This is a genomic window from Novosphingobium olei (assembly GCF_012927405.1).
Lineage (GTDB): Bacteria > Pseudomonadota > Alphaproteobacteria > Sphingomonadales > Sphingomonadaceae > Novosphingobium > Novosphingobium olei.
On sequence record NZ_JABBGM010000002.1, the window covers coordinates 139,765 to 163,327 of the forward strand.

General features: G+C 66.8%; 26 protein-coding genes and 1 tRNA gene. 17 read left to right on the top strand and 10 right to left on the bottom strand.

Going from position 1 to position 23,563, the window contains the following annotated elements; translation table 11 throughout:
• Nucleotides 1-19: 19 nt before the first annotated feature.
• From HHL27_RS04665 to flgB, 4 genes are read right to left on the bottom strand one after another with little or no spacing between them, the layout of a single operon-like run.
• A complete protein-coding gene (locus HHL27_RS04665; protein WP_169492233.1) occupies nt 20-832 on the bottom strand; it encodes a flagellar hook-basal body complex protein in 813 nt (270 codons plus the stop codon).
• A gap of 34 nt (nt 833-866) precedes the next feature.
• On the bottom strand, nt 867-1,142 hold the full coding sequence (locus HHL27_RS04670; RefSeq protein WP_169492234.1) for a flagellar hook assembly protein FlgD: 276 nt from the start codon (nt 1,140-1,142) through the stop codon (nt 867-869).
• The gene (gene flgC, locus HHL27_RS04675; RefSeq protein WP_169492784.1) at nt 1,142-1,534 is read right to left on the bottom strand and encodes a flagellar basal body rod protein FlgC; all 393 of its coding nucleotides are present in this window, start codon (nt 1,532-1,534) and stop codon (nt 1,142-1,144) included. The genes HHL27_RS04670 and flgC overlap by 1 nt, the downstream gene beginning before the upstream one ends.
• Nucleotides 1,535-1,563: 29 nt before the next feature.
• Nucleotides 1,564-1,911: a flagellar basal body rod protein FlgB gene (gene flgB / locus HHL27_RS04680; RefSeq protein ID WP_169492235.1), complete on the bottom strand. Its 348-nt coding sequence runs from the start codon at nt 1,909-1,911 to the stop codon at nt 1,564-1,566.
• A 237-nt stretch (nt 1,912-2,148) separates the two neighbouring features.
• Here flgB and HHL27_RS04685 point away from each other — a divergent pair, with 237 nt between their 5' ends.
• From HHL27_RS04685 to HHL27_RS04730, 10 genes are all read left to right on the top strand, one after another.
• Nucleotides 2,149-2,913 (top strand): MotA/TolQ/ExbB proton channel family protein, encoded by a 765-nt coding sequence (locus HHL27_RS04685; protein ID WP_169492236.1) that lies wholly within the window; start codon nt 2,149-2,151, stop codon nt 2,911-2,913.
• Between the two features lie 3 nt (nt 2,914-2,916).
• On the top strand, nt 2,917-3,342 hold the full coding sequence (locus tag HHL27_RS04690) for a hypothetical protein (protein ID WP_169492237.1): 426 nt from the start codon (nt 2,917-2,919) through the stop codon (nt 3,340-3,342).
• Nucleotides 3,343-3,410: 68 nt separating this feature from the next.
• Complete coding sequence (locus HHL27_RS04695) at nt 3,411-3,914, top strand: flagella basal body P-ring formation protein FlgA (RefSeq protein WP_169492785.1); 504 nt, start codon at nt 3,411-3,413, stop codon at nt 3,912-3,914.
• 97 nt (nt 3,915-4,011) lie between these two features.
• Complete coding sequence (flgM, locus tag HHL27_RS04700; RefSeq protein WP_169492238.1) at nt 4,012-4,296, top strand: flagellar biosynthesis anti-sigma factor FlgM; 285 nt, start codon at nt 4,012-4,014, stop codon at nt 4,294-4,296.
• Nucleotides 4,296-4,673, top strand: coding sequence for a flagellar protein FlgN (locus HHL27_RS04705; protein WP_169492239.1), 378 nt, complete (start codon nt 4,296-4,298; stop codon nt 4,671-4,673). The genes flgM and HHL27_RS04705 overlap by 1 nt, the downstream gene beginning before the upstream one ends.
• A 94-nt stretch (nt 4,674-4,767) precedes the next feature.
• Nucleotides 4,768-5,682 carry a lysozyme family protein gene (locus tag HHL27_RS04710; protein WP_338114820.1) on the top strand — a complete coding sequence of 305 codons (915 nt, stop codon included), beginning with the start codon at nt 4,768-4,770 and terminating at the stop codon, nt 5,680-5,682.
• Nucleotides 5,683-5,685: 3 nt separating this feature from the next.
• Nucleotides 5,686-7,794, top strand: a complete 2,109-nt coding sequence (locus tag HHL27_RS04715) for a flagellar biosynthesis protein FlhA (RefSeq protein WP_169492240.1) — start codon at nt 5,686-5,688, stop codon at nt 7,792-7,794.
• Nucleotides 7,791-8,522, top strand: coding sequence for a sigma-70 family RNA polymerase sigma factor (locus HHL27_RS04720; RefSeq protein WP_169492241.1), 732 nt, complete (start codon nt 7,791-7,793; stop codon nt 8,520-8,522). The genes HHL27_RS04715 and HHL27_RS04720 overlap by 4 nt, the downstream gene beginning before the upstream one ends.
• Nucleotides 8,523-8,600: 78 nt before the next feature.
• A complete protein-coding gene (locus HHL27_RS04725; protein ID WP_338114849.1) occupies nt 8,601-9,587 on the top strand; it encodes a nitronate monooxygenase in 987 nt (328 codons plus the stop codon).
• Nucleotides 9,584-10,366, top strand: coding sequence for an SDR family oxidoreductase (locus HHL27_RS04730; protein WP_169492243.1), 783 nt, complete (start codon nt 9,584-9,586; stop codon nt 10,364-10,366). Before HHL27_RS04725 ends, HHL27_RS04730 begins: the two co-directional genes overlap by 4 nt.
• 3 nt (nt 10,367-10,369) lie before the next feature.
• Here HHL27_RS04730 and HHL27_RS04735 read toward each other — a convergent pair whose 3' ends face one another.
• Nucleotides 10,370-11,086, bottom strand: coding sequence for a L,D-transpeptidase family protein (locus HHL27_RS04735; RefSeq protein WP_169492244.1), 717 nt, complete (start codon nt 11,084-11,086; stop codon nt 10,370-10,372).
• Nucleotides 11,087-11,191: 105 nt separating this feature from the next.
• Here HHL27_RS04735 and HHL27_RS04740 point away from each other — a divergent pair, with 105 nt between their 5' ends.
• The gene (locus HHL27_RS04740; protein WP_169492245.1) at nt 11,192-11,860 is read left to right on the top strand and encodes a retropepsin-like aspartic protease family protein; all 669 of its coding nucleotides are present in this window, start codon (nt 11,192-11,194) and stop codon (nt 11,858-11,860) included.
• Here HHL27_RS04740 and HHL27_RS04745 read toward each other — a convergent pair.
• Together HHL27_RS04745 and HHL27_RS04750 are read right to left on the bottom strand one after the other, a co-directional pair.
• Nucleotides 11,820-13,106, bottom strand: coding sequence for a DUF418 domain-containing protein (locus HHL27_RS04745; protein WP_169492246.1), 1,287 nt, complete (start codon nt 13,104-13,106; stop codon nt 11,820-11,822). The genes HHL27_RS04740 and HHL27_RS04745 overlap by 41 nt on opposite strands.
• Before the next feature lie 4 nt (nt 13,107-13,110).
• Entirely contained in the window at nt 13,111-14,259 is a 1,149-nt protein-coding gene (locus tag HHL27_RS04750) for an SPOR domain-containing protein (protein ID WP_169492247.1), read from the bottom strand.
• A 197-nt stretch (nt 14,260-14,456) separates the two neighbouring features.
• Between HHL27_RS04750 and HHL27_RS04755 the strand changes: the two genes are divergently transcribed.
• The 3 genes from HHL27_RS04755 to HHL27_RS04765 are packed head-to-tail and all read left to right on the top strand — an operon-like array spanning nt 14,457 to nt 17,120.
• Nucleotides 14,457-15,191 (top strand): ParA family protein, encoded by a 735-nt coding sequence (locus HHL27_RS04755; protein WP_169492248.1) that lies wholly within the window; start codon nt 14,457-14,459, stop codon nt 15,189-15,191.
• Nucleotides 15,192-15,205: 14 nt separating this feature from the next.
• On the top strand, nt 15,206-15,775 hold the full coding sequence (locus HHL27_RS04760; protein WP_169492249.1) for a hypothetical protein: 570 nt from the start codon (nt 15,206-15,208) through the stop codon (nt 15,773-15,775).
• 19 nt (nt 15,776-15,794) lie between these two features.
• Complete coding sequence (locus HHL27_RS04765) at nt 15,795-17,120, top strand: SPOR domain-containing protein (protein ID WP_169492250.1); 1,326 nt, start codon at nt 15,795-15,797, stop codon at nt 17,118-17,120.
• Nucleotides 17,121-17,201: 81 nt separating this feature from the next.
• Here HHL27_RS04765 and HHL27_RS04770 read toward each other — a convergent pair whose 3' ends face one another.
• Together HHL27_RS04770 and HHL27_RS04775 are read right to left on the bottom strand one after the other, a co-directional pair.
• Nucleotides 17,202-18,434 (bottom strand): dihydroorotase, encoded by a 1,233-nt coding sequence (locus HHL27_RS04770; RefSeq protein ID WP_169492251.1) that lies wholly within the window; start codon nt 18,432-18,434, stop codon nt 17,202-17,204.
• Nucleotides 18,431-19,474 carry an aspartate carbamoyltransferase catalytic subunit gene (locus HHL27_RS04775; protein ID WP_169492252.1) on the bottom strand — a complete coding sequence of 348 codons (1,044 nt, stop codon included), beginning with the start codon at nt 19,472-19,474 and terminating at the stop codon, nt 18,431-18,433. Before HHL27_RS04775 ends, HHL27_RS04770 begins: the two co-directional genes overlap by 4 nt.
• An 84-nt stretch (nt 19,475-19,558) precedes the next feature.
• Between HHL27_RS04775 and sppA the strand changes: the two genes are divergently transcribed.
• Nucleotides 19,559-21,445 carry a signal peptide peptidase SppA gene (gene sppA, locus HHL27_RS04780; RefSeq protein ID WP_169492253.1) on the top strand — a complete coding sequence of 629 codons (1,887 nt, stop codon included), beginning with the start codon at nt 19,559-19,561 and terminating at the stop codon, nt 21,443-21,445.
• A 5-nt stretch (nt 21,446-21,450) separates the two neighbouring features.
• Here the strand turns inward: sppA and HHL27_RS04785 are convergent, their stop codons facing one another.
• Complete coding sequence (locus HHL27_RS04785) at nt 21,451-21,627, bottom strand: hypothetical protein (RefSeq protein ID WP_169492254.1); 177 nt, start codon at nt 21,625-21,627, stop codon at nt 21,451-21,453.
• A 153-nt stretch (nt 21,628-21,780) separates the two neighbouring features.
• Here HHL27_RS04785 and HHL27_RS04790 point away from each other — a divergent pair.
• Together HHL27_RS04790 and tig are read left to right on the top strand one after the other, a co-directional pair.
• Nucleotides 21,781-21,865 (top strand) — tRNA-Leu (locus tag HHL27_RS04790).
• 66 nt (nt 21,866-21,931) lie between these two features.
• Nucleotides 21,932-23,494, top strand: a complete 1,563-nt coding sequence (gene tig, locus HHL27_RS04795) for a trigger factor (RefSeq protein WP_169492255.1) — start codon at nt 21,932-21,934, stop codon at nt 23,492-23,494.
• The last annotated feature ends 69 nt before the right edge of the window (nt 23,495-23,563 follow it).

Genomic DNA, 23,563 nt, shown 5'->3' on the forward strand with positions numbered 1-23,563 from the left:
CGAAGCGGGTCCTCAGGCGTCAGGTGCGCAGGTTGATCACGGTCTGCGAGATCTGGCTGGCGGTATCGATCGCCTTGGCATTCGCCTGGAAATCGCGCTGCGCCGTGATCAGGCCGACCAGTTCCTCGGCAATGTCGACGTTCGAGCGTTCCAGTGCACCCGACAGGATGTCCCCGTACTGCCCCGCGCCCGGCTGGCCGTACGTCGCCGTGCCGGAAATGCCGGTCGAGACCCAGTTCGACGAGCCGACCTGCTTGAGCCCGGTCGGCGCGATGAACGAGGCGACCGCGATCTTGCCGACCACGGTATTGCTGCCATCGGCGTAGGAGGCGGTTACGTTGCCATTCTCGAGCACGGTCAGACCCGCGAACTCCGCGCCGGCCGTGTTTGTCGAAGCGACGACGCAATCGGTCGGCGTGGTGCCCGTAACGTTGCCTGCGGCATCGGTTGGGAAGACCTGCAGCACGTTGTCCGAGCCGTCCTGAACCAGGCCATTCCCATCGAGAGAGAACGCGCCGTTGCGGGTGTAGTAGGTGTTGCCGGTGATAGACGACTTGGTCGTGAAGAAGCCGTCTCCGTTGACCATCAGGTCGAGCGCCGACCCCGTCTGCTGGACGGCACCCTGGGCAAAGTTCTGGGTGATGGAAGTAAGCGTCGCGCCGATGCCCTGGATCTGCTTGGGATTGGTGAAGGCGCTGCCGGCCACGATGTCGGCGAATTCGGTACGGCTGCGCTTGAAGCCCACAGTTTCTGCGTTGGCGATGTTGTGGCTGATGACGTTCAGGTCTGTCTGCGCGTTCTTGAGGCCGTTAAGAGAGGTGTAGAAGGACATCGATCGTTCCTTGTTCTGATGGCGGCGAGGGGCTTCAGGCGAACTTGCTGTTGAGCGTCGCGAGCTGGTCCGAGATCGTCTTGAGCGTTTCGGCCATCGACGTGCTGTTCGACAGCGAGGAGAACTGGGCCAGCTGGGTCACCATCTGGATGTTGTCGGTCGGCTGGGTCGGATCCTGGTTCTGCAGCTGCGCGGTCAGCAGCTTCAGGAAGTCCCCCGCCCCGAGCGAGTCCCAGCCCGATTTCTTCGAGGTCGTGGTTGCCGTCGCGGTAGTCGCAGTGGCGGCGGTGTTGGTGACAGATGTGGTCATCACTTCATCCTCATCGTTTCGAGCATCAGCTGCTTGGCGGTCTGCATCGCCTCGACCACGTTCTGGTACTGGCGGCTGCTTTCGAGCATCTCGACCATCTCGGCGTTTTCATCGACCGGAGCGGACCAGACATCACCGTTGGCATCGGCCAGCGGGTGATCGGGGTTGTGCTCGCGGATGGGCGTGGCATCGGAGCGGTAGACGCCATCGACCTTGACCGTCGAAAGACCGGTCGCGCCATCGAGCTGCTGTGCAAACACCGCGCGCAACGGGCGGTAGGCTTCCTGTTCGCTGGCGGCGACCGTCCCGGCATTGGCCAGGTTCGACGCGGCGGCGTTCATCCGGACCAGCTGCGCCGACATCGCCCGACCGGCGACATCGAACAGCGTCATGGGGTTGCGATTGACGGGGCCGGCCACGATCAATCGCCCTTGATCGCGCGGGTGATCGTTTCCACCCGGCCCTTGATGAAGCTGAGCGTGGCGGAATAGCCGACCGCGTTTTCGGCAAAGGCGGTCTGTTCGGTGGCCATTTCGACGGTGTTGCCATCGAGGCTGGGCATGACCGGCACGCGATAGCGCGTTGCCGTGCTGATCGCCTTGTCCTCGCTGGCGCCGCTGGTGCGGGCGGCAAGGGCCGTGGCAAAGTCGATGTCCTTGGCCTTGTAGCCCGGGGTGCCGGCATTGGCGATGTTCGAGGCGAGCTGGCCCATGCGTTGCGAGCGCAGTTCCAGCGCCGCGCCGTGAATTCCGAATAAGGTATCGCTCATCGTATGAGGGCCCTTGGTGCGGGGTGAGAGTATTCGTGCCGATCATTCAGCAAAGGGCGTGCCAATTGCGGCGAAACTTGCGGCAATGGGCGCCGATCCGCGCTTTGCAGTCTGCGCAGCGAGGTCCTGGCATCGTGTGCTTCCGGCAAAGCGTTGCCGCCTCCGGCAAAATCAGGGCGGGACCTGAATTTGTCTTCCGCCGTGCCGTTCTCGTTGGGGAGGAGGAACGAGCGCGCCATGGAGCTTGCCCATCTTTTCAATACGTCCGCCGCGCTGGTTGTCGGCGGCGGCACCCTGCTCGCCACGGTCCTGCGCTGCGGGATCGGTGATTGCCGCACGACGCTCGTCGCCCTCGGCCGGCTGGCGCGCCCGACGTTCCATGCCGACAAGGTGCGGGCGGACCTTGCAGGGCAGGTCGCCCAGATCCGTCAGGACGGCGTGCTGCGTGCACGCTTCCGCCATGTTGGCGATGCCGCCTTCGATGAGGCGACCGACGCCCTGATCCGTTCCCGATCGATCGAGGCCCTGATCGAGCGCCATGAGCAGCACCGCCAGCGAAGGCGCACCGCGGCAACCGCTGCGGCGCGGACTTTGTTTCAGGCAGCCGATCTCGGCCCCGTGTTCGGCCTTGCCGGAACGCTCGTTTCATTGAGCCAGCTGCCCGCCGAAGGCGTGGCCAGAGCGGCGCTGTCCGGTGCCATCTCGCTTGCCGTGCTGACCACGCTTTATGGCGTGCTGATCGCCAACATCGTGTTCGCCCCGCTGGCCCGCGCCGTTGAGCGCCAGGCCGAAGCAGAAGAAGCGGCACGGCAGGAGGTGATCGACTGGCTTTCCTGGCAACTTGCGCCCGCCCTGCCGACGCAAGTCGCCGCCACGCGCGCTCCGGCCAGAACGCGTGGCGAGCCGGCGGCGTCAACGGCTCCAGCCGTGGCGGGGCCCGCTGCGGCGTCTGCCGATGCGCCCTTGCCCGGCGAAACCGGCATCGTGGACGAGGCAGCCTGACCCTTGCGCCCGTCGCTTACCTGGCAGACCATCCTTGCGGACCTGTCGCTGATCCTGTTCATGGTGACGGCCTCTGCGCTGTCCGATCCTGCGGCGGCGCCTGCCGCAAAGCCGCCGCTTCCTCCGCCCGCCCCAAAGGTGATGACCGCATCGCCGCAAGGGGAGCCGGTCGGCGTGTGGCGTGAAGCGCCCGGGATGCCAGCCCTTGCGCAATGGATAACGCAGGAAGGCGCCGATCCACGGCTGCGGGCGACGGTGCTGGTGCGCGAAACCGGCGATGCGCGGCGTGCACTGGACCACGCTCAACGGCTTGTCGCCCAGCTTGGCCCGCTCGAGCCCCATGCCCGGGTCGTGGTCGAGCCGAGCGGGCGCGACGGGGCAGGGGCCACCGTCACGTTGGGCTACGATGCCGATCCGGCGACGCGATGATGGCTGCGAGCCTGTGGCACGAAAATTGCTACACTCATCGCAAGATCAACAGCTTGCCGAGACAATTCATGTTCAGCCGCCGCACCCTGACCCTTGTCGCCCCGCTCGCCGGCCTGCTGCTGGCCGCACCGGCAACGGCTGCGGGTTTCGTCGATCCCGTGGCGATCGACCGGGCCGTGTCCGAATTTACCGGTTTGCCGATTGGTGTGCCGGGCGGCGCGCAATTGCCGGTCGATCGCCGGCTGCGGCTGCTGCCGTGTTCCGCTCCGTTCGCCCTGAGCTGGCGGAGCGCCACGCATGACAGCGTGGTGGTGCAGTGTCCCGATCCGCGAGGTTGGCGGATCTTCGTGGCCGTGACGGGCCAGGCACAATCCGATGCAGGCCCCGCGGTGGCCAAGGGCGATGCCGTGACCATTGCCGCCACGGGGGACGGCTTTTCCGTGTCGCAACCGGGAGAAGCGCTCGACGCAGGGCCGGTGGGTGCCTGGATACGTGTTCGCACGAGTGCCAAGGCGGACTCGATGCGGGCCAAGATCGTGCGCCCCGGCCTTGTCGAACTGCCTGTAGAATAAGGCTTTTGCCGCCGGTCGGCAAAAAATCGCCGCTCCGGCTTAAAACGGGCCCCGCAACGTCGTTCTCTGCAATGTAACAACGCCGAGGAGCGGGACCATGCCACCCATTGAAATCGGACCGTCGCGCCCGGTTGGCGCGGTTCAGGTGAAAACCATCTGTGCCGACACCGGTCAGGTAGAGACGACCAAGACTTCGACGCCTGCAAGCGCCGCGCCGAAGATCGAAACCAGCGATGCCGTCAAGGGCGGTGCCGCACCGATCGATTCCGAGCGGGTCGCCACGATCCGCAAGGCCATCGACGAAGGCCGCTACCCGGTCATCCCCACCAGGATCGCCGACGCGATGATTGCCGCCGGAATGTTGTTGAGGAGCCCGCAGTAATGGCCATGTCGCTTGCCGCGCACGAGATTGCCCGCGAACCCATTGTGGACCCCGTGGAGCTTCGCGACACGTTGCGGCAGATGCTTGCCGTGCTCGAAGACGAAAGGCACGCGCTTGCAGGCCTGGACGTCGATGCGATCATGGGCTGCGCGGTGGGCAAGAACGCGCTCTGCGGGCGTCTCGACACCGCAGCCATGGCGATGGTCGACGAGGAATGCCGCGGATTGCTTGATGCTGCGCGGCGCCTGAACGAGGCAAACCGCCGCGTCCGCAACCTTATTGCGGCGAACGTGGCGCAGCGGCTTGATGCCATGACGGGTCAGCCCGCGCTGTATCGCGCCCATGCCGCGCCCGCGCGGATCGGTAGCGCGCGCTGAGCGCAAGCCGCATTCCGGCAAGGGCCACAGTTTGGCACGGCCCTTGCTGATCCCCTTTCGTGTGCCCCGCAGGGCGCGATGGAAAGGGAAGTGCGTGAGTTCAGTCCAGTCACTGCCGGGCGCGGGAAGGTCCGGCGAAGTCCACGCCGCGATCGCGCGCGCCGCCGAAGCCACGGGCGTAGATTTCAGTTATCTGCTTGCCCAGGCCAAGCTTGAATCCGGCCTCGATCCCTCGGCGCAGGCACGAACCTCCAGCGCCAGTGGCCTATACCAATTCACCGATGCGACCTGGCTTCGCACCTTGGGCAGTCACGGCGCCGACCATGGCATGGGCTGGGCATCCGACGCGATCCAGAGCGGCGCCGTCCGCGATCCGCAGGTCCGTTCGCAATTGATGGCGCTGCGCTCCGATCCGCAAGTTGCCGCGCTCATGGCCGGCGAACTGGCCAACGACAATCGCGCCTACCTCGGCGCAAATCTTGGCCGCGAGCCGGACAGCGCCGAACTCTACATGGCGCACTTCCTCGGCTCGGAAGGCGCGGTGCGCTTCCTTTCCGCGCTCGATTCCGACCCCTCACAATCCGCCGCCGCGATCCTGCCCAAGGCTGCCGGAGCCAACCGCGCGATATTCTTTGGCGCAGGCGGTGCGCGCAGCGTGGGCGAAGTAATGGACCTGGTGCGCGGACGGCTGGAGGCGGCGATGCCCGGTGTCGGCAGCACTTTGCCGGGGGCCGGCACTCTTGCCTATGGCGATGCCGCCTACCGCCCGACGCCGACGCTCGACTACCTGCCGGTTCCACTTACCCGCACGGGCGCCGAAGCGCCGACCTGGGGCGGGGACGTGGCGCGCGAATATCACGCCGTCGCCGCCGCCCTGCCCACGGGCACGGCCCTCGCTTCTGCCACGATGGCCGATACCTTGCGCGAAACGTTCGGTATCGCCGAGGGCGGCGCAGCTCCGCAGCATGTGCGCGCCGCCTATGGCCGCCTGCGCGCCTTCGGGCTCTGACGCATGCTGAAACGCTTCGGTTCAAGTCCGGGCGCTTTGGCGCTTCCGGCCGGGATTCTCACGCTCATCGTGCTGATGATCGTGCCGATCCCTTCGTTTCTGCTCGACGTGTTCTTCGTGCTCAACATCGCGCTTTCGGTCGCGATCCTGATGGCAGCGATGAACGCGGAAAAGCCGCTCGACTTCTCGTCCTTCCCGAGCGTGCTGTTGTTCGCAACGTTGCTGCGCCTCTCGCTCAACGTCGCCTCCACCCGCGTCGTGCTGGTCCACGGCCACGAAGGCGGAGCAGCTGCCGGCCACGTCATCGAAAGCTTCGGCGCGTTCCTGATCGGCGGCAATTTCGCGGTCGGGCTGTTCGTCTTCCTGATCCTGATGATCATCAACATGGTCGTCGTCACCCGCGGCGCCGGGCGCGTTTCGGAAGTGTCCGCGCGCTTCACGCTCGATGCCTTGCCTGGCAAACAGATGGCGATCGACGCCGATCTTGCCGCCGGCCTGTGCACCGCGGACGAAGCCAAGAACCGCCGTCGCGAAGTTTCGACCGAGGCCGATTTCTACGGCTCGATGGACGGTGCGAGCAAGTTCGTGAAGGGCGATGCGGTCGCTGCCCTGCTGATCCTTGGCGTCAACATCATCGCCGGCTTCTGCCTCGGCATGCTCAGCCACGGTCTTACCGCGGGCGATTCCGCGCAACGCTACATCACGCTTGCCGTGGGGGATGCGCTGGTGGCGCAGGTGCCGTCGCTGCTGCTCTCCATTGCCGCCGCCGTCATCGTCACGCGCGTGACCGACACGCGCGACCTGTCTGGCCAGATCGGCGGGCAGTTCGCCAGTCCGCGCACCTGGCTGCCAGTCGCCGTGATCCTGGGCGCGATCGGCGCGATCCCGGCGATGCCGCAGACGGTCTTCCTGCCCGCGGCCGGCCTTGCCGGTTGGCTGTGGTGGAGCCTGAAGAAGCGCGAGGAGCGTTCGCGCCAGGCGCCCGTGGTTGAAGTCCTGCCGCCGCCCGATCCTTCGCGGATCACGCTCGAGGATGTCAGCGACCACACGCTCGTCACCATCGAGCTGGGCTATGGCCTCGTCCATCTCGTCGACGAGCGCCGCGGCGCGCCGCTCGTCGCGCGCATTACTGGCGTGCGCAAGCAGTTGAGCCAGGCGTTCGGCTTCGTCGTCCCGCAGTTCCGGGTGCGCGATTCGCTCGAACTGCCGCCGGGTGACTATCGCCTTCTGCTGGGCGGGGTCCTGCTCGGCAATGCCGCGATCCGGGCAGACCGGGTGCTGGCGATCGATGCGGGCGAGGCGCGGCGCGATCACGACCTGATGGGCGAGCCCACGCGCGATCCGAGCTTCGGTTGTCCCGCGCTGTGGATCGAACCCGCGCAGCGCGACCAGGCGATCGCCGAGGGTTTCCTCACGGTCGATGCCAGCACGGTCGTTGCGACCCACCTCAACCAGTTGCTGGGCGAGCGGCCGCACATGCTGCTCGGCCCTGACGAGGTGCGTTCGATCATCGAAGGCGTGCGTGAACGCAGCGCTGGCCTGGTCGAAACGATCCATCCCAATCCGCTGTCGCTCGGCGCGCTGACCCGCCTGTTCCACGCGCTGCTCGAGGACGGCATCAGCGTCGCCCACCCGCTGCCGATCCTGTCGGCGATCGGGCAGGCCGTGCAGCAATCCACTGAGCACGAACGGATGATCGATATCGTCCGCGCAGAGCTCGGCTCTATGATCGTCGCGCGGATCTGCCCACCCACGCAGCGGCTGCCGGTGCTGACGCTCGAAGCCGGGCTCGAACAGATGATCGTCAACGGCATGCACGATCCCGTGACCGGCCAGCCGGTGATCGAGCCCGATCTGGCGCGTGCCATCGGCGAACGCGTGGCCGACATCGTTGCGGAACGTGGCCCGGCCGCGCCGCCCATGGCCCTTATCGTCCAGCCACGCGCACGGCGCGCGCTGGCCGCGCTGCTGCGCCTGCGGGCGCCGGGTTGCCTTGTCATCTCGATCTCCGAATTGCCGCCGACGCAGCCGATCGAGGTCGTCTCGGTCATCGGCGAAGCGCCGGCGCCGCCCTCCTTGCCTGCTCCCACCGCTCAGGGACTTGCCGCATGAACTACGATCACCGCAGTTTCGCCGCCGCGCGCGCCTATCGCGACGACACGGCCGACCGCATCCGCCGCTTCCTTCCGATGGTCCGCCGCCTTGCCTGGCATGTGCACGGATCGGGGCGTGCCGGGATGGAGCTTGACGACTTGGTCCAGGCCGGGCTCGTCGCGCTGACCGAATGCGCGCAGAAGCACGCCGGTCCGACCGAGGACGGCTTTGCAGCCTATGCCAAGCTTCGTGTCCGTGGGGCCATGGTCGACCTTGTCCGCCGGGCGAATCCGCTGTCGCGGTCGGCATCAGACCGGCGGCGCACGTTGCGCGATGCGACAGCTGCGTTGCAGACCAGACTGGGGCGCGAGCCTACCGAGCTTGAACTTGCGGCAGAGCTGGGCGTTTCAGGCGCCGATCTTGCCGACCTGCGCGCTGCGGCCGAGCCGGTGCGCTTCGAAGCCATCGACGATGCCTATTCGGATAGCGACAGCGCCTTCGCCGACGACCGGCCCGACAGCTTCGCGCTGCTGGCCGATGCCGAAATGCGCGAGCAGATTGCCGAAGCGATCGCAACGCTGCCGGAGCGCCTGATGATGATCATCCAGCTCTATTTCGTCGAGGAACTGAACCTTGCCGAAATCGCCGAGGTGCTGCAGGTGTCGGTACCGCGAGTGCACCAGCTCAAGGCTCAGGCGCTCGACAAGCTGCGCTCTGCACTGGGCGACGGGTTCGAGGTGTTGTGATGCCCGGCAAGTACAGACCGATTTAGCGGCTTGCACAGGTCCCTCTTTTCTGTTTAATCGTTCGATTAAACAACTTTCCTGGAGAGGGACATGGCAATCAAGACCCGTATCACCGAAATGCTCGGCATCGAGCACCCGATCGTGCAGGGCGGCATGATGTGGGTCGGCACCGCCGATCTTGCCGCTGCCGTGTCGAATGCGGGCGGCCTTGGCATCATCACCGCGCTTACCCAGCCGACCCCCGATGCGCTGCGCGCGGAGATCGATCGCTGCCGCACGCTGACCGACAAGCCGTTCGGTGTGAACCTCACCATCCTGCCCTCGATCAATCCGCCGCCCTATGCCGAATATCGCCAGGCGATCATCGATTCCGGAATCAAGATCGTCGAGACGGCTGGCTACAAGCCACAGGAGCACGTCGATCACTTCAAGGAGCACGGGATCAAGGTGATCCACAAGTGCACCGCGGTCCGCCACGCACTGTCGGCTGAACGCATGGGTGTCGACGCGATCTCGATCGACGGCTTCGAATGCGCCGGCCACCCGGGCGAAGACGATATCCCGGGCCTGATCCTGATCCCTGCGGCTGCAGACAAGGTCAAAATTCCGATGCTCGCCAGCGGCGGCTTCGGCGACGGTCGCGGGCTCGTCGCGGCGCTCGCGCTGGGCGCCGAGGGCATCAACATGGGCACGCGCTTCTGCGCCACCGTCGAAGCGCCTATCCATCAGGGTATCAAGCAGGCGATGGTCGACAACGACGAGCGCGCCACCGAGCTGATGTTCCGCAGCTATCACAACACCGCGCGCGTCGCTAAGAACAAGGTCGCAGTGGAAGCCGTCGCCATCGAACGGTCGGGCCAGCCATTCGAAGCCATTGCCCATCTCGTCAACGGGAAGCGCGGCAAGGAAGGGCTCGAAAACGGCGATCCTGATCATGGCATCTGGACCGCTGGCATGATCCAGGGCCTGATCCACGACATTCCGACCTGCCAGGTCCTGATCGACCGGATCATGGCCGAGGCCGAAGGCATTCTGAAGCAGCGCCTCGCCGGGTTCCTGGCATGAAGATCGACGCAACCACCAGCGCCGTCGTCACCGGCGGCGCATCGGGCCTCGGCCGCGCGACGGCCGAAGCGCTTGGCGCTGCCGGCGTCAAGGTCGCGATTTTCGACCTAAACGAAGAGGCGGGCGAGGAAGTCGCCAACGCGATCGGCGGCCTGTTCTGCAAGGTCGACATCATGAGCGAGGAGTCGGTCGTGGCCGGCTTTGCCAAGGCGCGTGCCGCCAACGGGCATGAGCGAATCACCGTTCACTGCGCAATGGCCAGCCGTAAGGGCAAGACGATCAGCCGCAACCGCGAGACCGGCGAATTCGTCCGTCTTTCGACCGAGGACTACGCCTTCGCGGCCGAGGGTATCCTGATCGCCAGCTACCGCGTCGCATCGCTCTCGGCGCTGGGCATGGCCGGCCTTGAACCGCTGGAAGATGGCGAGCGCGGGGTGATCACGCTCACGGCATCGGTCGCTGCGCAGGATGCCCAGATCGGGCAGGTTGCCTACGGCTCGCTCAAGGCGGGCGTGAACGGCCTTGTCCTGCCGATGGCGCGTGACCTGATGGACTTGGGCATCCGCGTCAATTCGATCATGCCCGGCATTTTCGGCACGCCACTGCTCGGCCGCCTGCCAGAGAACGTGAAGGAAAGCCTCAACGCTTCGGTCCCGTTCCCGAAGCGTCTGGGCAAGCCCGAGGAATACGCCAGCCTGGCGATGGAACTGGTGCGCAATTCCTACTTCAATGGGCAGGCCATCCGCCTCGACGGCGCGATCCGCATGGCGCCGCGCTGATCGTCAGGACTTGGACCCGGGGTCGGCGACCATGATGGGATCGCCGACCCCGATCCGCTTGCCATCGGTAACGATGATCCTGTCACCGACCTTGGTGACCGCGAACAGCCGCCTGGCGAATTCCTCCGGCACGCCGACGCAGCCGTTGGTGGCATAGCCCTTGCGCACATTTGCGCCGTGGATCGACACGCCATCGTTCGTCATGCGCAGCATATACGGCATTGGCGCATCGTAGATGTTCGAAACGTGGTCGGCGTCCTTCTCCATGATCGGGAAGACGCCGAGCGGGGTGGGCTTGTCGCCATAGCCCTTGAGGATGGCCGTCGCGCCGATCTCGTGCCCGTCACGGAATACCGACAGGGTGCGCGCGGCGAGGTCGACGGTAATGACCGTCGGCCCGGACGGTCCCTTGCTTTCGTCCCAGTAGAACTGCCCGTACTTGATCGGGCCATCGATCTTGAGGATCGACCTGACCACGAACGGCCCATCGGGCACGGGCTTGAGCGGTGCTGACGAAGCGATGGCAGGCGCGGCCGATGACGGTGCGGCGGCACTGGCCTCGATCGATCCGAACCGGTGGCGCGGCTTCGCGCTGGCGATGTCCACCAGGTCACCGCCTGCCTGCCAGAACAGCAGCCCGCCAAGCACCGCGATCACGCCGGCCACAGGCAGGACCAGCGGGTTGCGGCTCAGAAAATCGAATGGTCCGGACTTGCGCATGACGGCGGGCTTATCTTCCTTTTCGCGGCGGCAATACCATAATGGATGTGATGGCGACGAGTCCCTTCAGGCCAGCGCAATGATCGCCGTGGCATGTGTGCGTCGATGGAACAGGTGACCTCGTTCTGGCGCGCGTTCGAGCGGTACCTCGACAGTGCGCCACCCCTTCTGCTCGGTGTCTTTGCGGCCATTGCCTTGAGCATGCTGGCAGCGGGCCTGGGCCGGGTATCGCCCCGGCTCGGCGGCTTCCTGCGCTTTAGCGGCAACATGCTGCTGCTGGGCGTGTTCGCGCTGGCGGCGATGCGCTTCATCCGGCTGGATCCGGCGTTCGATTCCCTGAGCGCGAACCTTGCCATGCCCGCCCAGACCGTATCGGGCGGAGAAACGCGCGTGCCCCTGTCGGCTGACGGACATTACTGGATCGAGGCGCGGGTCAACGGCACGCCGCAGCGCTTCATGGTCGACACGGGCGCGACCCTGACGGCTATCTCCACCGAAGTCGCCCAAGCGGCGGACATTCGCCCCGATCCGCTGCGCTTGCCGGTTATCGTCCGCACCGCGAACGGGTCGACGCAGGCGCAGATGGCGCGGATCGGCGAAGTGCGCTTCGGCTCGATCGTCGCGCGCGACATGGACGCGATCGTCACCGGATCGACCGGCGGCCTCAACGTCCTTGGCATGAACTTCCTCTCGCGGCTCAAGGGCTGGCGCGTAGAGGACGGCGTGCTGGTACTTACGCCGCGTCATGCACAGGCGGCTTCGGTTCAGGACTGACCGGGCCAACTCCTAGCCAGGTGAGCCGGCGCCACACCGCTTCGAGCGGCCCCTGCCGGTAACGCGCAAGCCACCGGCGCGGCCAGGCGAGCATCGCCAGCCAGCCCAGTAGAACGAAGGCGGGCAGGGCACCCCTCGGCAAAGATCGCGAAAGGTCAAGCCCCCATCCGGCGAACAGCGCGGACATCAGCACCGTCGTGCCGAGGTAGTTGGTGAACGCGCAGCGGCCCGCAAGCATGATCCGCCGCGCGAACGCCGCCGTTTCGACACGCGGCCAGATCAGCATCAGCAAGGCGGCATAGCCCATCGCCATCAGCAGGTGGGGCAGGGCCGACAGGTTGCCCAGCGCCGCGAACATGGCGCGGGGCGGAAAGCCGTGGCGCCACAGCCAGCCGAGCAATGCCAGCGTCATCGCTGCGCCAGTACCGGTCCCCAGGATCGCGAGGCGGCGCATGGCCTTGACCGGCCACGCACCCGCGAAGAAGCCGCTCATCTGCAGCGCCATGCCCACCAGCATCAGCGGGAAGGTTTCGGTCACCGTTGCCAGCAGCGTTTCGAATGGCAGGAAGGGTGCAGTTGTCAGGCGCAGGCGGATCGCCTCGAAAAATCCTGCATGCAAGATCCTGAGATCAGCCGTCACAGACGCGGCAATTCGGACCATCATGCCGGCCTGATCCGCCATGTCGGCCGCGCCCGCCTGACCGGCAAGCACGCGCTGCTCCGCCGCAATCCCCTGCAATTCGCCAATCGCGCCGACGCCGTGGCTCATGAAATAGATGGCAAGGCCCAGCGCTGCGAGCGTGGTCGGCGCAAGACGGCGCAGCGCCAGCGCCCCGAAGCCGCACAGTGCATAGGGAAACAGGATGTCACCCCACCACAGCAGCAGATAGTGCAGGTATCCGGCAAGGGCGAGCCAGAAGAGGCGCCTCGCCTGCATCCATTCGGGCTGCAAGCCCCGCCGCCCGACCATGTCACAGAACAGGGCGAGGCTGGCGCCGAACAGCAACGTGAACAGGACGCGCATCTTGCCCTCGAACACCACGAAGGCGAATGCGAACCACGCGGTGCCGGCGGCATCCGACGGGCCGATGCGCGGGCTGAAGGTGGCCAGCGTGGGGCCCCAGAAACCCGTCACGTTGATTGCCAGGATGCCGAGGATGGCGACACCCCGGACGAAGTCTAGTGCTTCGATCCGGTCAGTCCCGGCAGGAGGCGTAGCGTGAAGAGACGCTGATGGCGCGGTCAAGCGCTCAGGGTTTCGTGACGAGGCAGGCGATGCCCGCCGCCTTCAGCCCGCCACAGGCGCGCGTCGCGTCGGCTTCGCTGGCATAGCCGCCGGCCTGCAGGCGCGTGATGCCTTGCGCCGAAAGGTCGATGCGGGCGTGGCCGGCGATTTCCGGCCGCAGCCGCGCCTTGGCCCACAACGCATCGGCGTTGGCCTTTGTGGCGAAGGCGCCCAGCTGGACGCGCCACGGACCCGCGGCCGGGATCGGCCTTGCCGAAGATGGGGCAGATGGCGTGGAAGTGGCGCTGGCAGGAGCCGTTGCGGGCTTGGGGCCGCGCGAAGACCGCGGCGGAAGCGTGACCGCGCCGGCATAGTCGGCGCCTGCGCTCACGGGACGGGTCGGATCGCTTTCGTAAGCCGGCACGCCTGCTGCCTGTCCGACCACGCGCACTGGCCGTGGCGGCACGGGCGCAGGGGTGGGCGGCGATGGCGGCTGGAGTTGCGGCTGGGTCTGGGGCTGGCGCTGGCTTTGGGCGACGGCCGCTTCCTGCACGGCAAGGCCTCTCGCCGTGCCCAGGTCGGCGCCGCCAAGCTGGGTGGCGCGGGCGCGCTCTTCGCGCTGCTGCAATTCGCCGGCTAGCGCGATGCCGCGCTGGCGCTGGTCGAGCGGGATCGTCTGGTTCATCGTCGCAAGGCCCGACAGCGCCTGCGGCAGGCCGCTCGCCGCCGCGCGCGTCAGCAAAGCATAGGCACGGACCCAGTCGCGAGGTGCGAAGTCGCCGTTGAAGGCCGCCACGCCGACCAGGTATTGCGCTCTCGGCTCGCCCCGTTCGGCCGATTGTTCAAGCCAGGGCATCGCGTCCTTCTGGCGACCTGCCTGGAACACCAGAAGGCCATAGTTGTCCGCCGCGCGGGCATGGCCCTGTTCGGCCGCGGCGCGGTAGAACTGCTCGGCCTTGGCGAGATCGGGCGCAACTCCGCGCCCCAGCTTGTAGGCCTGCGCCATGTCGAACTGCGCGTCCGGATCGCCCTTGGCCGCCGGGCCCTGCCATTCCTTGACGGCACGCGCGTAATCGCCCTTGGTCCAGGCCTCGACTCCGGCACGGACGTCGGCAAATGCAGGCGCGGCCAGCAGCATGGCCGGCAGGGCGAGAATGATGACCGGTCGGCGCATGGATCGAGGCTTTCCCTTGTCTAGCCGCCAATAAAGCACAAGCGTTACAATAGCAGACATAGTCAACAAGGCATTAGCAAAGGCTTGACGACGCAAGCCCTGTCCCGGTTCGGGTCACGCAAGGGCGTTAACCAATATTTTAGGCAGTTTTGCGATTCCTACCGGCGAACCTGTTCCAAGGCTTCCAGGGGGATACGTTGCGCGTACTGGCATTGGCATCGCAGAAGGGTGGGTCCGGCAAGACGACCTTGTCCGGTCATCTCGCCGTTCAGGCCCAACGCGCGGGCGCCGGCCCGGTTGTCCTGATCGACATCGATCCGCAAGGGTCGCTGTCGGACTGGTGGAACGAGCGCGAGGCGGAGTATCCCGCTTTTGCCCAGACCACCGTTTCGCGACTGGCTGCCGATCTGGCCATCCTGCGCCAGCAGGGCTTCAAGCTGGCCGTGATCGACACGCCGCCGGCGATCACCATGGCGATCCAGTCGGTCATTTCGGTTGCCGAACTCGTCGTCGTTCCCACGCGCCCCAGCCCGCATGATCTGCGCGCCGTCGGCGCCACCGTCGATCTGTGCGAGCGGGCGGGCAAGCCGCTGATCTTCGTAGTAAACGCGGCAACGCCGAATGCGCGGATCACCGCCGAGGCCGCCGTCGCGCTTTCGCAGCACGGCACCGTGGCGCCGGTGACGCTGCACCATCGCACCGACTTTGCCTCGTCGATGATCGACGGGCGCACGGTCATGGAAACCGATCCGCGCGGCAAGTCCGCGTACGAAGTCACCCAGCTGTGGACTTATGTGTCCGAGCGGCTCGAAAAGAACTTCCGCCGCACCGTGTTCGCCGTGCCGCAGCCTGCCGCGTCCGCCGCGCCGCTGTCGCTTGCCGGTGCCCCGCGCCCTGCCGGTGGCTTCGGTCGCCGCGTGATCGGCTCGTGACGGAGGAAACCGACATGGCCGAACCTCGCCCCGTCGCCTCGCTCACTGCGGGGCTCCTCGCGCGCAAGGGCACCGCTCGCCCGGCGATGCGCCCGCAACTCCATTCCTTCGGCTTCGATGAAAGCCCCCGCCTGCCGCCCGTCCACAACGACGCTTTTTCGCCCGAAGACGATCTGGGCTGGAACGACATGGGCGAAGACAGCGCACCGGCGGAGATCCCCGGCGGCGTCGTTGCCATCACCCCGCACACGCCGGTGGCCGACGAAGCACCGCAACCCGAAGTGCTGCGCCAGATCGATTCGCTGGTCGACGTCATCACCCGCAAGGCCGCGATGGACGCGCGCGTCGCCGCGGCCGAGGCGCAGGCCATGCCACGCCCGTCGCGCCGCAAGGGTGAAGCACTGAAGGAAGGCCGCAAGGCGGCGTTTACCCTGCGCCTAGATGCCGAACGCCACCTGCGCCTGCGCATCGCCGCCGCGATCGAAAGCCGCAGCGCACAAGCGGTCGTCGCAGAGGCGCTCGACCATTTTCTTAACGCCATTCCGGGCATGGACGACCTTGCTCGTCGTGCGCGCGACCAGTGAACCTCGGGGAACAGACGTCATGACCCTCCGCGCCGATACGAAACGCCTTGTGACCGTTCGGGTGGCCCTGTCACTTTCGACGATCGTTGCTGCCGGCTTGCTTGCCGGGTGCACCTCCGGTCCGCATCCGTCGCGGCTCGCTGCCGGCGCGGAAGCGGCGGCCGTTGCCGGAAAGGCGGACAAGGGCGTATCGCTAGCGGAACAGGCCGTGCTGGCCGACCCGCGGAACCCTGCCTATCGCACCCTGCTCGGCAATGCCTATCTGCGCGCCGGCCGGTTCGAATCGGCTCGCCAGGCGTTCGATGAATCGATGCAGCTTGGCGAAGACAGCGGCAAGGCCGCGCTCAGCCTGGCGCTGGCAGACATCGCGCTGGGCCGCTTCGATACCGCCGCCGACACGCTGGAAGCCTATCGCGCGGCGATCCCGGCTTCGGACTACGGTCTCGCCATGGCGATGAGCGGCCGCACCGTGCAGGGCGTCAGCGTCCTGGTGGGAGCCATCAGAGGGGGCGATAATTCGCCGAAGATGCGCCAGAACCTTGCCTTCGCCTATGCGCTGGCCGGACAATGGCGCGAAGCCCGCGTGATGGCGGCGCAGGACCTTTCGGCCGATCAGCTCGATGCGCGCATGCAGCAGTGGCTGCTCACGGCGGGCCCGCGCGAAACGCGCACCCGGGTCGCCACGCTGCTCGGTGCGCCGGTCCGCGCCGATGCCGGCCAGCCGCAGGCGCTGGCGCTGGCCAATTTCCCGGATGCGACGGGCGCGCGTCAGGCCGACGCCACCCCGAACACTCCTGCCGCGACCGCCCCTGAGGTCGCGCCCCAGCTCGCGCAGGCCGCGGCGCAGGAACTGCCAGCCCTGCCTTCGGGCGAGTCGGCGAAGGCAACCCCCGTCACTGCCCCCGCGCCGACGATCGCGGATGCCAGCCGCACGCCGTCGATGCTCCTTGCCGCCATCGATGCCCCGCAGCCGCGCTCGGCCTACCGTGTGGTGGGTGCCAACGTAGCGCACAAGCCGTCGGTGATCGCGCGCGCGCCGCTGTCGGGCGGGACTCACCTTGTACAGTTGGGCGCGTTCTCAACCTCGGAAGGAGCGCAGCGCGCCTGGCGCCACTTCGTCGCGAAGAACCCCGCGCTCGGCGCACACAAGCCGGTGATCGCGCAGGTGACCGTCAACGGGCGTCAATTCTGGCGCGTCCAGGCTGCCGGCTTCCAGGGCTATGCCCGTGCCAGCGCGCTCTGCGGCAGCGTGAAGGCCAAGGGCGGATCGTGCCTGGTGATGGCCAGCGCAGCGCGCAGCGGTCCCGCACCGATGTCGGAAACGAGATTTGCCCGCCGGCGCTGAGCCGACGGTCTGGATTACCCCCTGAAATGAACCAACTGGGGCCGGGCGAGATCGTCCGGCCCCGTTTTTGTCGGCGCATGGTCAGTCGACCCGGCTTCCGCCCTTGAACAGGGCGACCACGCGTCCTTCCACCGGGCGGCGATCGAACGGGGTGTTGCCCGCAGCCGCCGCCATCTTGTCCGAATCGACGATCCATGGACGGACCGGATCGACCAACGCGATGTCGGCCTGCGCGCCAGCGCACAGCACTCCGGCATCGACGCCGAGCAGCGTGGCCGGACTGCGCGCCAGCAGGGCGAAGGCGCGCGCCATGTCGATATGGCCATCGCGCACCAGCGTCAGCGTCAGCGGCAGCAGCGTCTCGGCGCCCGCCATGCCTGGCTCGGCATCGCTGAACGGCAGGCGCTTGTCCTCCGCCCCGCGCGGATCGTGGCCCGAACCGATCACGTCGATAGTCCCGTCGGCAATCGCCGCGATCACGGCCTTGCGGTCGGCGTCGCTGCGCAGCGGCGGGGACAGGCGGCAGAACGTGCGGAAATTGGCCAGCTCCAGGTCCGAGAGCATGAAGTGGGCCGGCGTCACGCCTGCTGTAACGCGGATGCCCCGGGCCTTGGCCGCGCGCACCAGATCGAGCGCCCGCGCCGTCGTCACCTGCCGGAAATGCAGCCGCGCGCCGGTCATTTCAGCCAGCGCGATGTCGCGCGCGACGGCCAGCGCCTCCGCCTCGGCCGGAGCCGACGGCAGGCCCAAGCGCGTCGCCATCTCGCCCGCAGTCGCCACGGCGCTGCCGGTCACCCCGGCATCCTCGGCATGGGTCACCACGACAAGACCCAGCATCGCGCAATAGGACAGGAGGCGCAGCATCACGCCCGAATCGCCAATCCACTGCCGCCCGGTGGCGACCGCGCGCGCGCCGGCATCGCGCATCAGCGCGAGTTCGGCGAGGTGCGCACCTTCGAGGCCCACCGTCGCAGCAGCCAGCGGATGCACCCACATGTCCGGCTTGCCCCACTGCGCCGCAAAGCGCACGCGCGCCGGGTGGTCGAGCGGCGGGCTCTGGTCGGGCATCAGCGCGGCGCGGGTAATGCCGCCGAAGTGGAACGCGGGCTTGTCGACCGCGAAGACGCCGAGGTCGACGAGGCCGGGCGCCACCAGCGCACCCCTTGCATCCACGACGTCGTCGCCGTCGTGCGCCTGAACGTCGGGCCCGATGGCGGCGATCCGCCCGTCGACGCAGCGAATGGCGCCAAGGACCGGTTCGCCTTCGGGCAAGACGAGGCGGCCGCCGATGATGGTGAGCGGGCGCGGGGTCATGCGGCGTCTCCGGAAAGGGCATCCCAGCCAGGAACGCGGCGCGTCCGGCGGGTCAGCACGTCGAGACAGGCCATGCGGATGGCGACGCCACGCTCCACCTGGTCGGTGATCAGGCTGCGGGTGGGATGGTCGGCAACCTGGCTGTCGATCTCGATGCCGCGGTTCATAGGGCCGGGATGCATGACCAGCGCGGCCGGATCCGCCTTCGCCAGCCGATCGAGCGTCAGGCCGTAGAGGTAGCGATATTCGCGCGGCGAGGGGATGAACTGGCCCTGCATCCGCTCCTGCTGCAGGCGCAGCATCATCACGATCTGTGCACCTTTCAGCGCAGCGTCGAAATCGTGGAACACGCGCACGCCCATGGCCTCGATATCGGCGGGCATCAGCGCCGGCGGGGCGCAAACGCTGATATCGGCACCAAGCGCGGTAAGGCTCAGAATATTCGAGCGCGCCACGCGGCTGTGCAGGATATCGCCGCAGATCGTGACCTTCAGCCCGTTTAGGTCGCTGCCGGGGGCAAGCTTCAGCGCATGGCGCATGGTCAGCGCATCGAGCAGCGCCTGCGTCGGGTGTTCGTGCTGGCCGTCGCCGGCGTTCAGCACCGGACAATCCACCTTCTCGGCAATCAGCCGCACCGCGCCCGAGCTGCCGTGGCGGATCACGATGGCGTCGGCGCGCATGGCGTTCAGCGTCATCGCGGTGTCGATCAGTGTCTCGCCCTTCTTCACGCTGCTGGTGGCGGCATGCATGTTGACGACGTCCGCGCCCAGCCGCTTGCCGGCGATTTCGAAGCTCAGCAACGTGCGCGTCGAGTTTTCGAAGAAGGCGTTGATGATGGTCAGGCCCGAAAGGACTTCGGCGCGCTTGTGCGACTGACGGTTGAGTTCGACCCACTGCTCGGCTTCGTCGAGCAGATAGAGGATCTCGTGCCGGGCAAGCTGGGCGATGCCGGTCAGATCGCGGTGCTGGAAGGCGAGGCCGCCCTGCGGATAGCGTCCTTGCGGGTCCCGATCGACGGGGTTGGGGTTCGATGGTTGCATCGAAGACCACCCGTTAGTCTGCATAGTGTCTGCACTCAAGGGTTCGGGGTGGCAAGTTGCCGCGCAGGCCCGTAGATATCCCCCATGAACTTTGCCCGCTCGGTCTGGAAGATCCTTGTCGCCATCAAGGACGGCCTCGTCCTCGTGTTCCTGCTCCTGTTCTTCTGGGCGCTCTATGCGGTGCTGACGATGCGCCCGACAGCGGGGATGGTCCGCGACGGCGCGCTCTACGTAACGCTCGATGGACCGGTGGTGGAAGAAAAGGCGCGGCTCGACCCGACCGCGCTGCTGCTTTCGCGCCAGGCGCCCCAGCACGAAGTGCAGACCCGCGATCTGGCGCAGGCCATCGAATCGGCGGCGGATGACAGCCGGATCAAGGCCGTCGTGCTCGATCTCGAAGATTTCCCCGGCGGCAGCCAGGTGGCGATGGAGCGCATCGGTGCAGCGATGGACAAGGTCCGCGCGGCCAGGAAGCCGGTGCTGGTGCGCGCCATGCTCTATACCGACGATGCGGCCCTGCTCGCCGCTCATGCAAGCGAGGCGTGGGTCGATCCGGTCGGTGGACTGGTCCTTACCGGGCCCGGCGGCACGCAGCTCTACTACAAGACGCTGCTCGACAAGCTGCAGGTGAAGGCACACGTCTTCAAGGTCGGCACCTACAAGAGCGCGGTCGAGCCCTATATCCGCGCCGATGCCTCGCCCGAAGCCAAGCAGAACCTGCAGGCCCTGCTCGGGTCGCTGTGGGAAGACTGGCAGGCGAACGTCAAGCGCGCCCGCCCCAAGGCTGACATCGCGGCGATCACCAGCGATCCGGTGAAGTGGCTCGAAGCCTCGAACGGCGATGCGGCGCAGGCGGCGGTACGCTCCGGCCTGATCGACCACATCGGCGACAAGGTGGCTTTCGGCCGCCACGTGGCCGAAATCGTCGGCGCCGATCCGGCAGGCCCGGACGGCGCATTCCGTTCTACCGGGCTTTCGACGTACCTCGCCGATCGACCTGCGCCGTCCTCGGGCGATGCGATTGCCGTCGTCACGATCGCGGGCGACATAGTCGATGGCAACGCGGGCCCGGGCGCTGCGGGGGGTGACCGCATTGCCGACCTGATCGACCAGGCGGCGTCCTCCGGCAACTATTCGGCGCTGGTGGTCAGGGTCGATTCGCCCGGCGGCTCAGTGCCTGCGGCCGAGCGCATTCGCGCTGCCATCGAGCGGATGAAGGCCCGCAAGATTCCGGTCGTGGTGTCGATGGGAAGTCTTGCCGCCAGCGGTGGCTACTGGGTTTCGACTCCGGCTGACCGCATTTTCGCCGAACCGGCGACGATCACCGGCTCGATCGGCGTGTTCGCGGTGATACCGACGTTCGAAGGCGCACTGGACAAGCTCGGCGTCACCACCGATGGCGTCCGCACCACACCGCTGTCCGGCCAGCCCGACGTCCTTGGCGGGCTCAACCCGCAGATCGAAGCGGTTACCCAGAGCGAGATCGACGGGATCTACACCCGCTTCCTCGGCCTGGTCGGCAAGTCGCGCGGCAAGACCAGCGACCAGGTGGATGCCATCGCGCAAGGGCGCGTGTGGGACGGGGGCACCGCGCGCCAGATCGGTCTTGTCGATCAGTTCGGCGGCGTGGAAGACGCGCTCGCCTACGCAGCCTCGAAGGCCGGCGCAAAGCAATGGCATGCGGTTTGGCTGGGGGCGAGCAGCGATACCTTCGATAGCGTGATCGAACAGATCATGGGATCGAGCGCCGATCAGGGCGATGGTCAAGCAGGCGCGCGGGACATTGCCGGGCTGGTTTCGCGTCGGCAGGGCCAGCTTGCCAGCCGCCTGCTCGCCGATCTCGATCGCCTGACAAGCGGTGTCGGTGCACAGGTCTATTGTGTCGAATGCGCCGGCTTTTCCGCGCCGGCGCAGGCCAACCAAGAGCAGGCAGGGATCTGGAAAACCCTGCTGCTCAGGCTGCTTGGCTGAAAGGGTCAGTCGGGCGGGGGCGCTTCGACCGGCGTGCCCGGCTCGATGATATCGGGCTGCGGCGGGCTGATCTCGTCGGGTTGTCCGGCCGGATCTTCCTGCGGGGTTGGCGAGGCAGGGGTTTCGGGCGGCGATTGCGGCTCGATGCGGTCAGGCTTCGGCGCGTCGGGTTGGCTGGCCATCTTCTCGGTGATCCTCGGCTCGTGTGAAGACCTGCAACGGGGGCGAGGATAGCATGGTTCCGCCCCGGCACGACACGCCAAAGGCATGCTATCCATGGGTGCTTGCCCTTTGCGTGTGCCTGCGATAGGGGCACCGCTCGCTTTTCGCCGGATGCGGGCGTGGCGGAACTGGTAGACGCAGCAGGTTTAGGTCCTGCCATCGCAAGATGTGGGGGTTCGAGTCCCTTCGCCCGCACCAGAGCCGCCCGGCCGGCTCCGCCACCAACAAAATGACGTGACGTCTTACGAGAAAGTTGGATCACAGATGCAGATCGTCGAAACCAGCAACGAGGGCCTGAAGCGCGCCTACACCGTGACCATCGCCGCGGCCGACATCGCGTCGCGCGTCGAGGGTGAGATATCCAAGATCGCCCCCCAGGTCCGCATGCCCGGCTTCCGCCCCGGCAAGGTGCCCGCCAACCTCGTGCGCAAGATGCATGGCCCCGCGCTGCACCAGGAAGCGCTGCAGACCTCGATCCGCGATGCGATGGACAAGCTCGTAGCCGACCACAAGCTGCGCCCGGCGATGAACCCGGATGTCGCGCTGGCCGATGGCTACGAAGAAGGCAAGGACGCCGAACTGACCGTCAGCCTCGAAGTACTTCCCGAAATCACCGTGCCATCGCTCGACGGCATCAAGCTCGAAAAGCTGGTGGTTCCGGTCGAGGAATCGCAGGTCGACGAACAGATCGAGCGCATCGCCTCGGGCCAGAAGTCGTTCACCGACGCGCCTGAAGGCACCGCCGCCAAGGATGGCGACCAGCTGATCATCGATTTCCTCGGCAAGCTCGACGGCGTCGCCTTCGACGGCGGCACTGCCGAAGACCAGCCGCTCGAAATCGGCGCGGGCCGCTTCATCCCCGGCTTCGAGGAACAGCTCGTCGGCGCCAAGGCTGGCGATGAAAAGGTCATCACCGTGACCTTCCCCGAAGATTATCCGGCCGAAAACCTGAAGGGCAAGGAAGCCACCTTCGACATCAAGGTCAAGGCGGTGAAGCACCCGGGCGAATTCGAAGCCAACGACGATTTCGCCAAGATGCTCGGCCTCGAAAGCCTCGAGCAGCTGCGTGGCCTGCTCAAGGGTCAGCTCGAGCAGGAAACGGCCGGCCTCACCCGCACCGCGATGAAGCGCGCGCTGCTCGATCAGCTCGCCGCGGGTCACGACTTCGCCGTGCCGCCGTCGATGGTCGAAGCCGAATTCGCCCAGATATGGCAGCAGCTGGAACAGGAAGCCTCGAACGAGGAAAATCCTGAGGAAGCGCTGAAGGAAATCGAGGCCGAGAAGGACGATTACCGCAAGATCGCCGAGCGCCGCGTGCGCCTTGGCCTGCTCCTGTCGGAAATCGGCCAGGCCAACGGCGTGCAGGTCACCCAGCAGGAAATGGAAATGCTGATCCGCCAGGCGGCGCAGCAGTACCGCGAGCAGGACCGCCAGCGCTTTGCCGAATACGTCCGTTCGGAGCCCATGGTCGCTGCCCAGCTGCGCGCCCCGCTCTATGAAGAAAAGGTCGTCGACTTCCTGTTCGACAAGGCCGAAGTTTCCGAACGCGAAGTGACGCGCGACGAACTTCAGGCCGCGATCGAAGCGGACGAGAACGGCGCTGCACCGGCGAAGGCTGAATCGAAGAAGAAGGCTCCGGCCAAGAAGAAGGCCGCTGCCGCTGACGAGGCTCCGGCCGAAGCCGCTGCCGAGGAAGCCAAGCCCGCCAAGAAGGCGCCGGCCAAGAAGAAGGCTACAGCCGAGGACGCGCCGGCCGAAGCCGCTGCCGAGGAAAAGCCTGCTCCCAAGAAGAAGGCTGCTCCCAAGAAGAAGGCCGAAGAGGCCTGAGGCGCGGCTCCTCTGGCAAACAGGGGGCGTGATTGATAGCAAGGCCCGGTACGCGCGATGCGTGCCGGG

Coding starts and splice junctions, on each gene's coding strand:
- HHL27_RS04665 (WP_169492233.1), bottom strand. CDS start 832: ATGTCCTTCTACACCTCTCTTAACGGCCTCAAGAACGCGCAGACAGAC.
- HHL27_RS04670 (WP_169492234.1), bottom strand. CDS start 1,142: ATGACCACATCTGTCACCAACACCGCCGCCACTGCGACTACCGCGACG.
- flgC (WP_169492784.1), bottom strand. CDS start 1,534: ATGACGCTGTTCGATGTCGCCGGTCGGGCGATGTCGGCGCAGCTGGTC.
- flgB (WP_169492235.1), bottom strand. CDS start 1,911: ATGAGCGATACCTTATTCGGAATTCACGGCGCGGCGCTGGAACTGCGC.
- HHL27_RS04685 (WP_169492236.1), top strand. CDS start 2,149: ATGGAGCTTGCCCATCTTTTCAATACGTCCGCCGCGCTGGTTGTCGGC.
- HHL27_RS04695 (WP_169492785.1), top strand. CDS start 3,411: ATGTTCAGCCGCCGCACCCTGACCCTTGTCGCCCCGCTCGCCGGCCTG.
- flgM (WP_169492238.1), top strand. CDS start 4,012: ATGCCACCCATTGAAATCGGACCGTCGCGCCCGGTTGGCGCGGTTCAG.
- HHL27_RS04705 (WP_169492239.1), top strand. CDS start 4,296: ATGGCCATGTCGCTTGCCGCGCACGAGATTGCCCGCGAACCCATTGTG.
- HHL27_RS04715 (WP_169492240.1), top strand. CDS start 5,686: ATGCTGAAACGCTTCGGTTCAAGTCCGGGCGCTTTGGCGCTTCCGGCC.
- HHL27_RS04720 (WP_169492241.1), top strand. CDS start 7,791: ATGAACTACGATCACCGCAGTTTCGCCGCCGCGCGCGCCTATCGCGAC.
- HHL27_RS04730 (WP_169492243.1), top strand. CDS start 9,584: ATGAAGATCGACGCAACCACCAGCGCCGTCGTCACCGGCGGCGCATCG.
- HHL27_RS04735 (WP_169492244.1), bottom strand. CDS start 11,086: ATGCGCAAGTCCGGACCATTCGATTTTCTGAGCCGCAACCCGCTGGTC.
- HHL27_RS04740 (WP_169492245.1), top strand. CDS start 11,192: ATGGAACAGGTGACCTCGTTCTGGCGCGCGTTCGAGCGGTACCTCGAC.
- HHL27_RS04750 (WP_169492247.1), bottom strand. CDS start 14,259: ATGCGCCGACCGGTCATCATTCTCGCCCTGCCGGCCATGCTGCTGGCC.
- HHL27_RS04760 (WP_169492249.1), top strand. CDS start 15,206: ATGGCCGAACCTCGCCCCGTCGCCTCGCTCACTGCGGGGCTCCTCGCG.
- HHL27_RS04765 (WP_169492250.1), top strand. CDS start 15,795: ATGACCCTCCGCGCCGATACGAAACGCCTTGTGACCGTTCGGGTGGCC.
- HHL27_RS04770 (WP_169492251.1), bottom strand. CDS start 18,434: ATGACCCCGCGCCCGCTCACCATCATCGGCGGCCGCCTCGTCTTGCCC.
- HHL27_RS04775 (WP_169492252.1), bottom strand. CDS start 19,474: ATGCAACCATCGAACCCCAACCCCGTCGATCGGGACCCGCAAGGACGC.
- sppA (WP_169492253.1), top strand. CDS start 19,559: ATGAACTTTGCCCGCTCGGTCTGGAAGATCCTTGTCGCCATCAAGGAC.
- HHL27_RS04785 (WP_169492254.1), bottom strand. CDS start 21,627: ATGGCCAGCCAACCCGACGCGCCGAAGCCTGACCGCATCGAGCCGCAA.
- tig (WP_169492255.1), top strand. CDS start 21,932: ATGCAGATCGTCGAAACCAGCAACGAGGGCCTGAAGCGCGCCTACACC.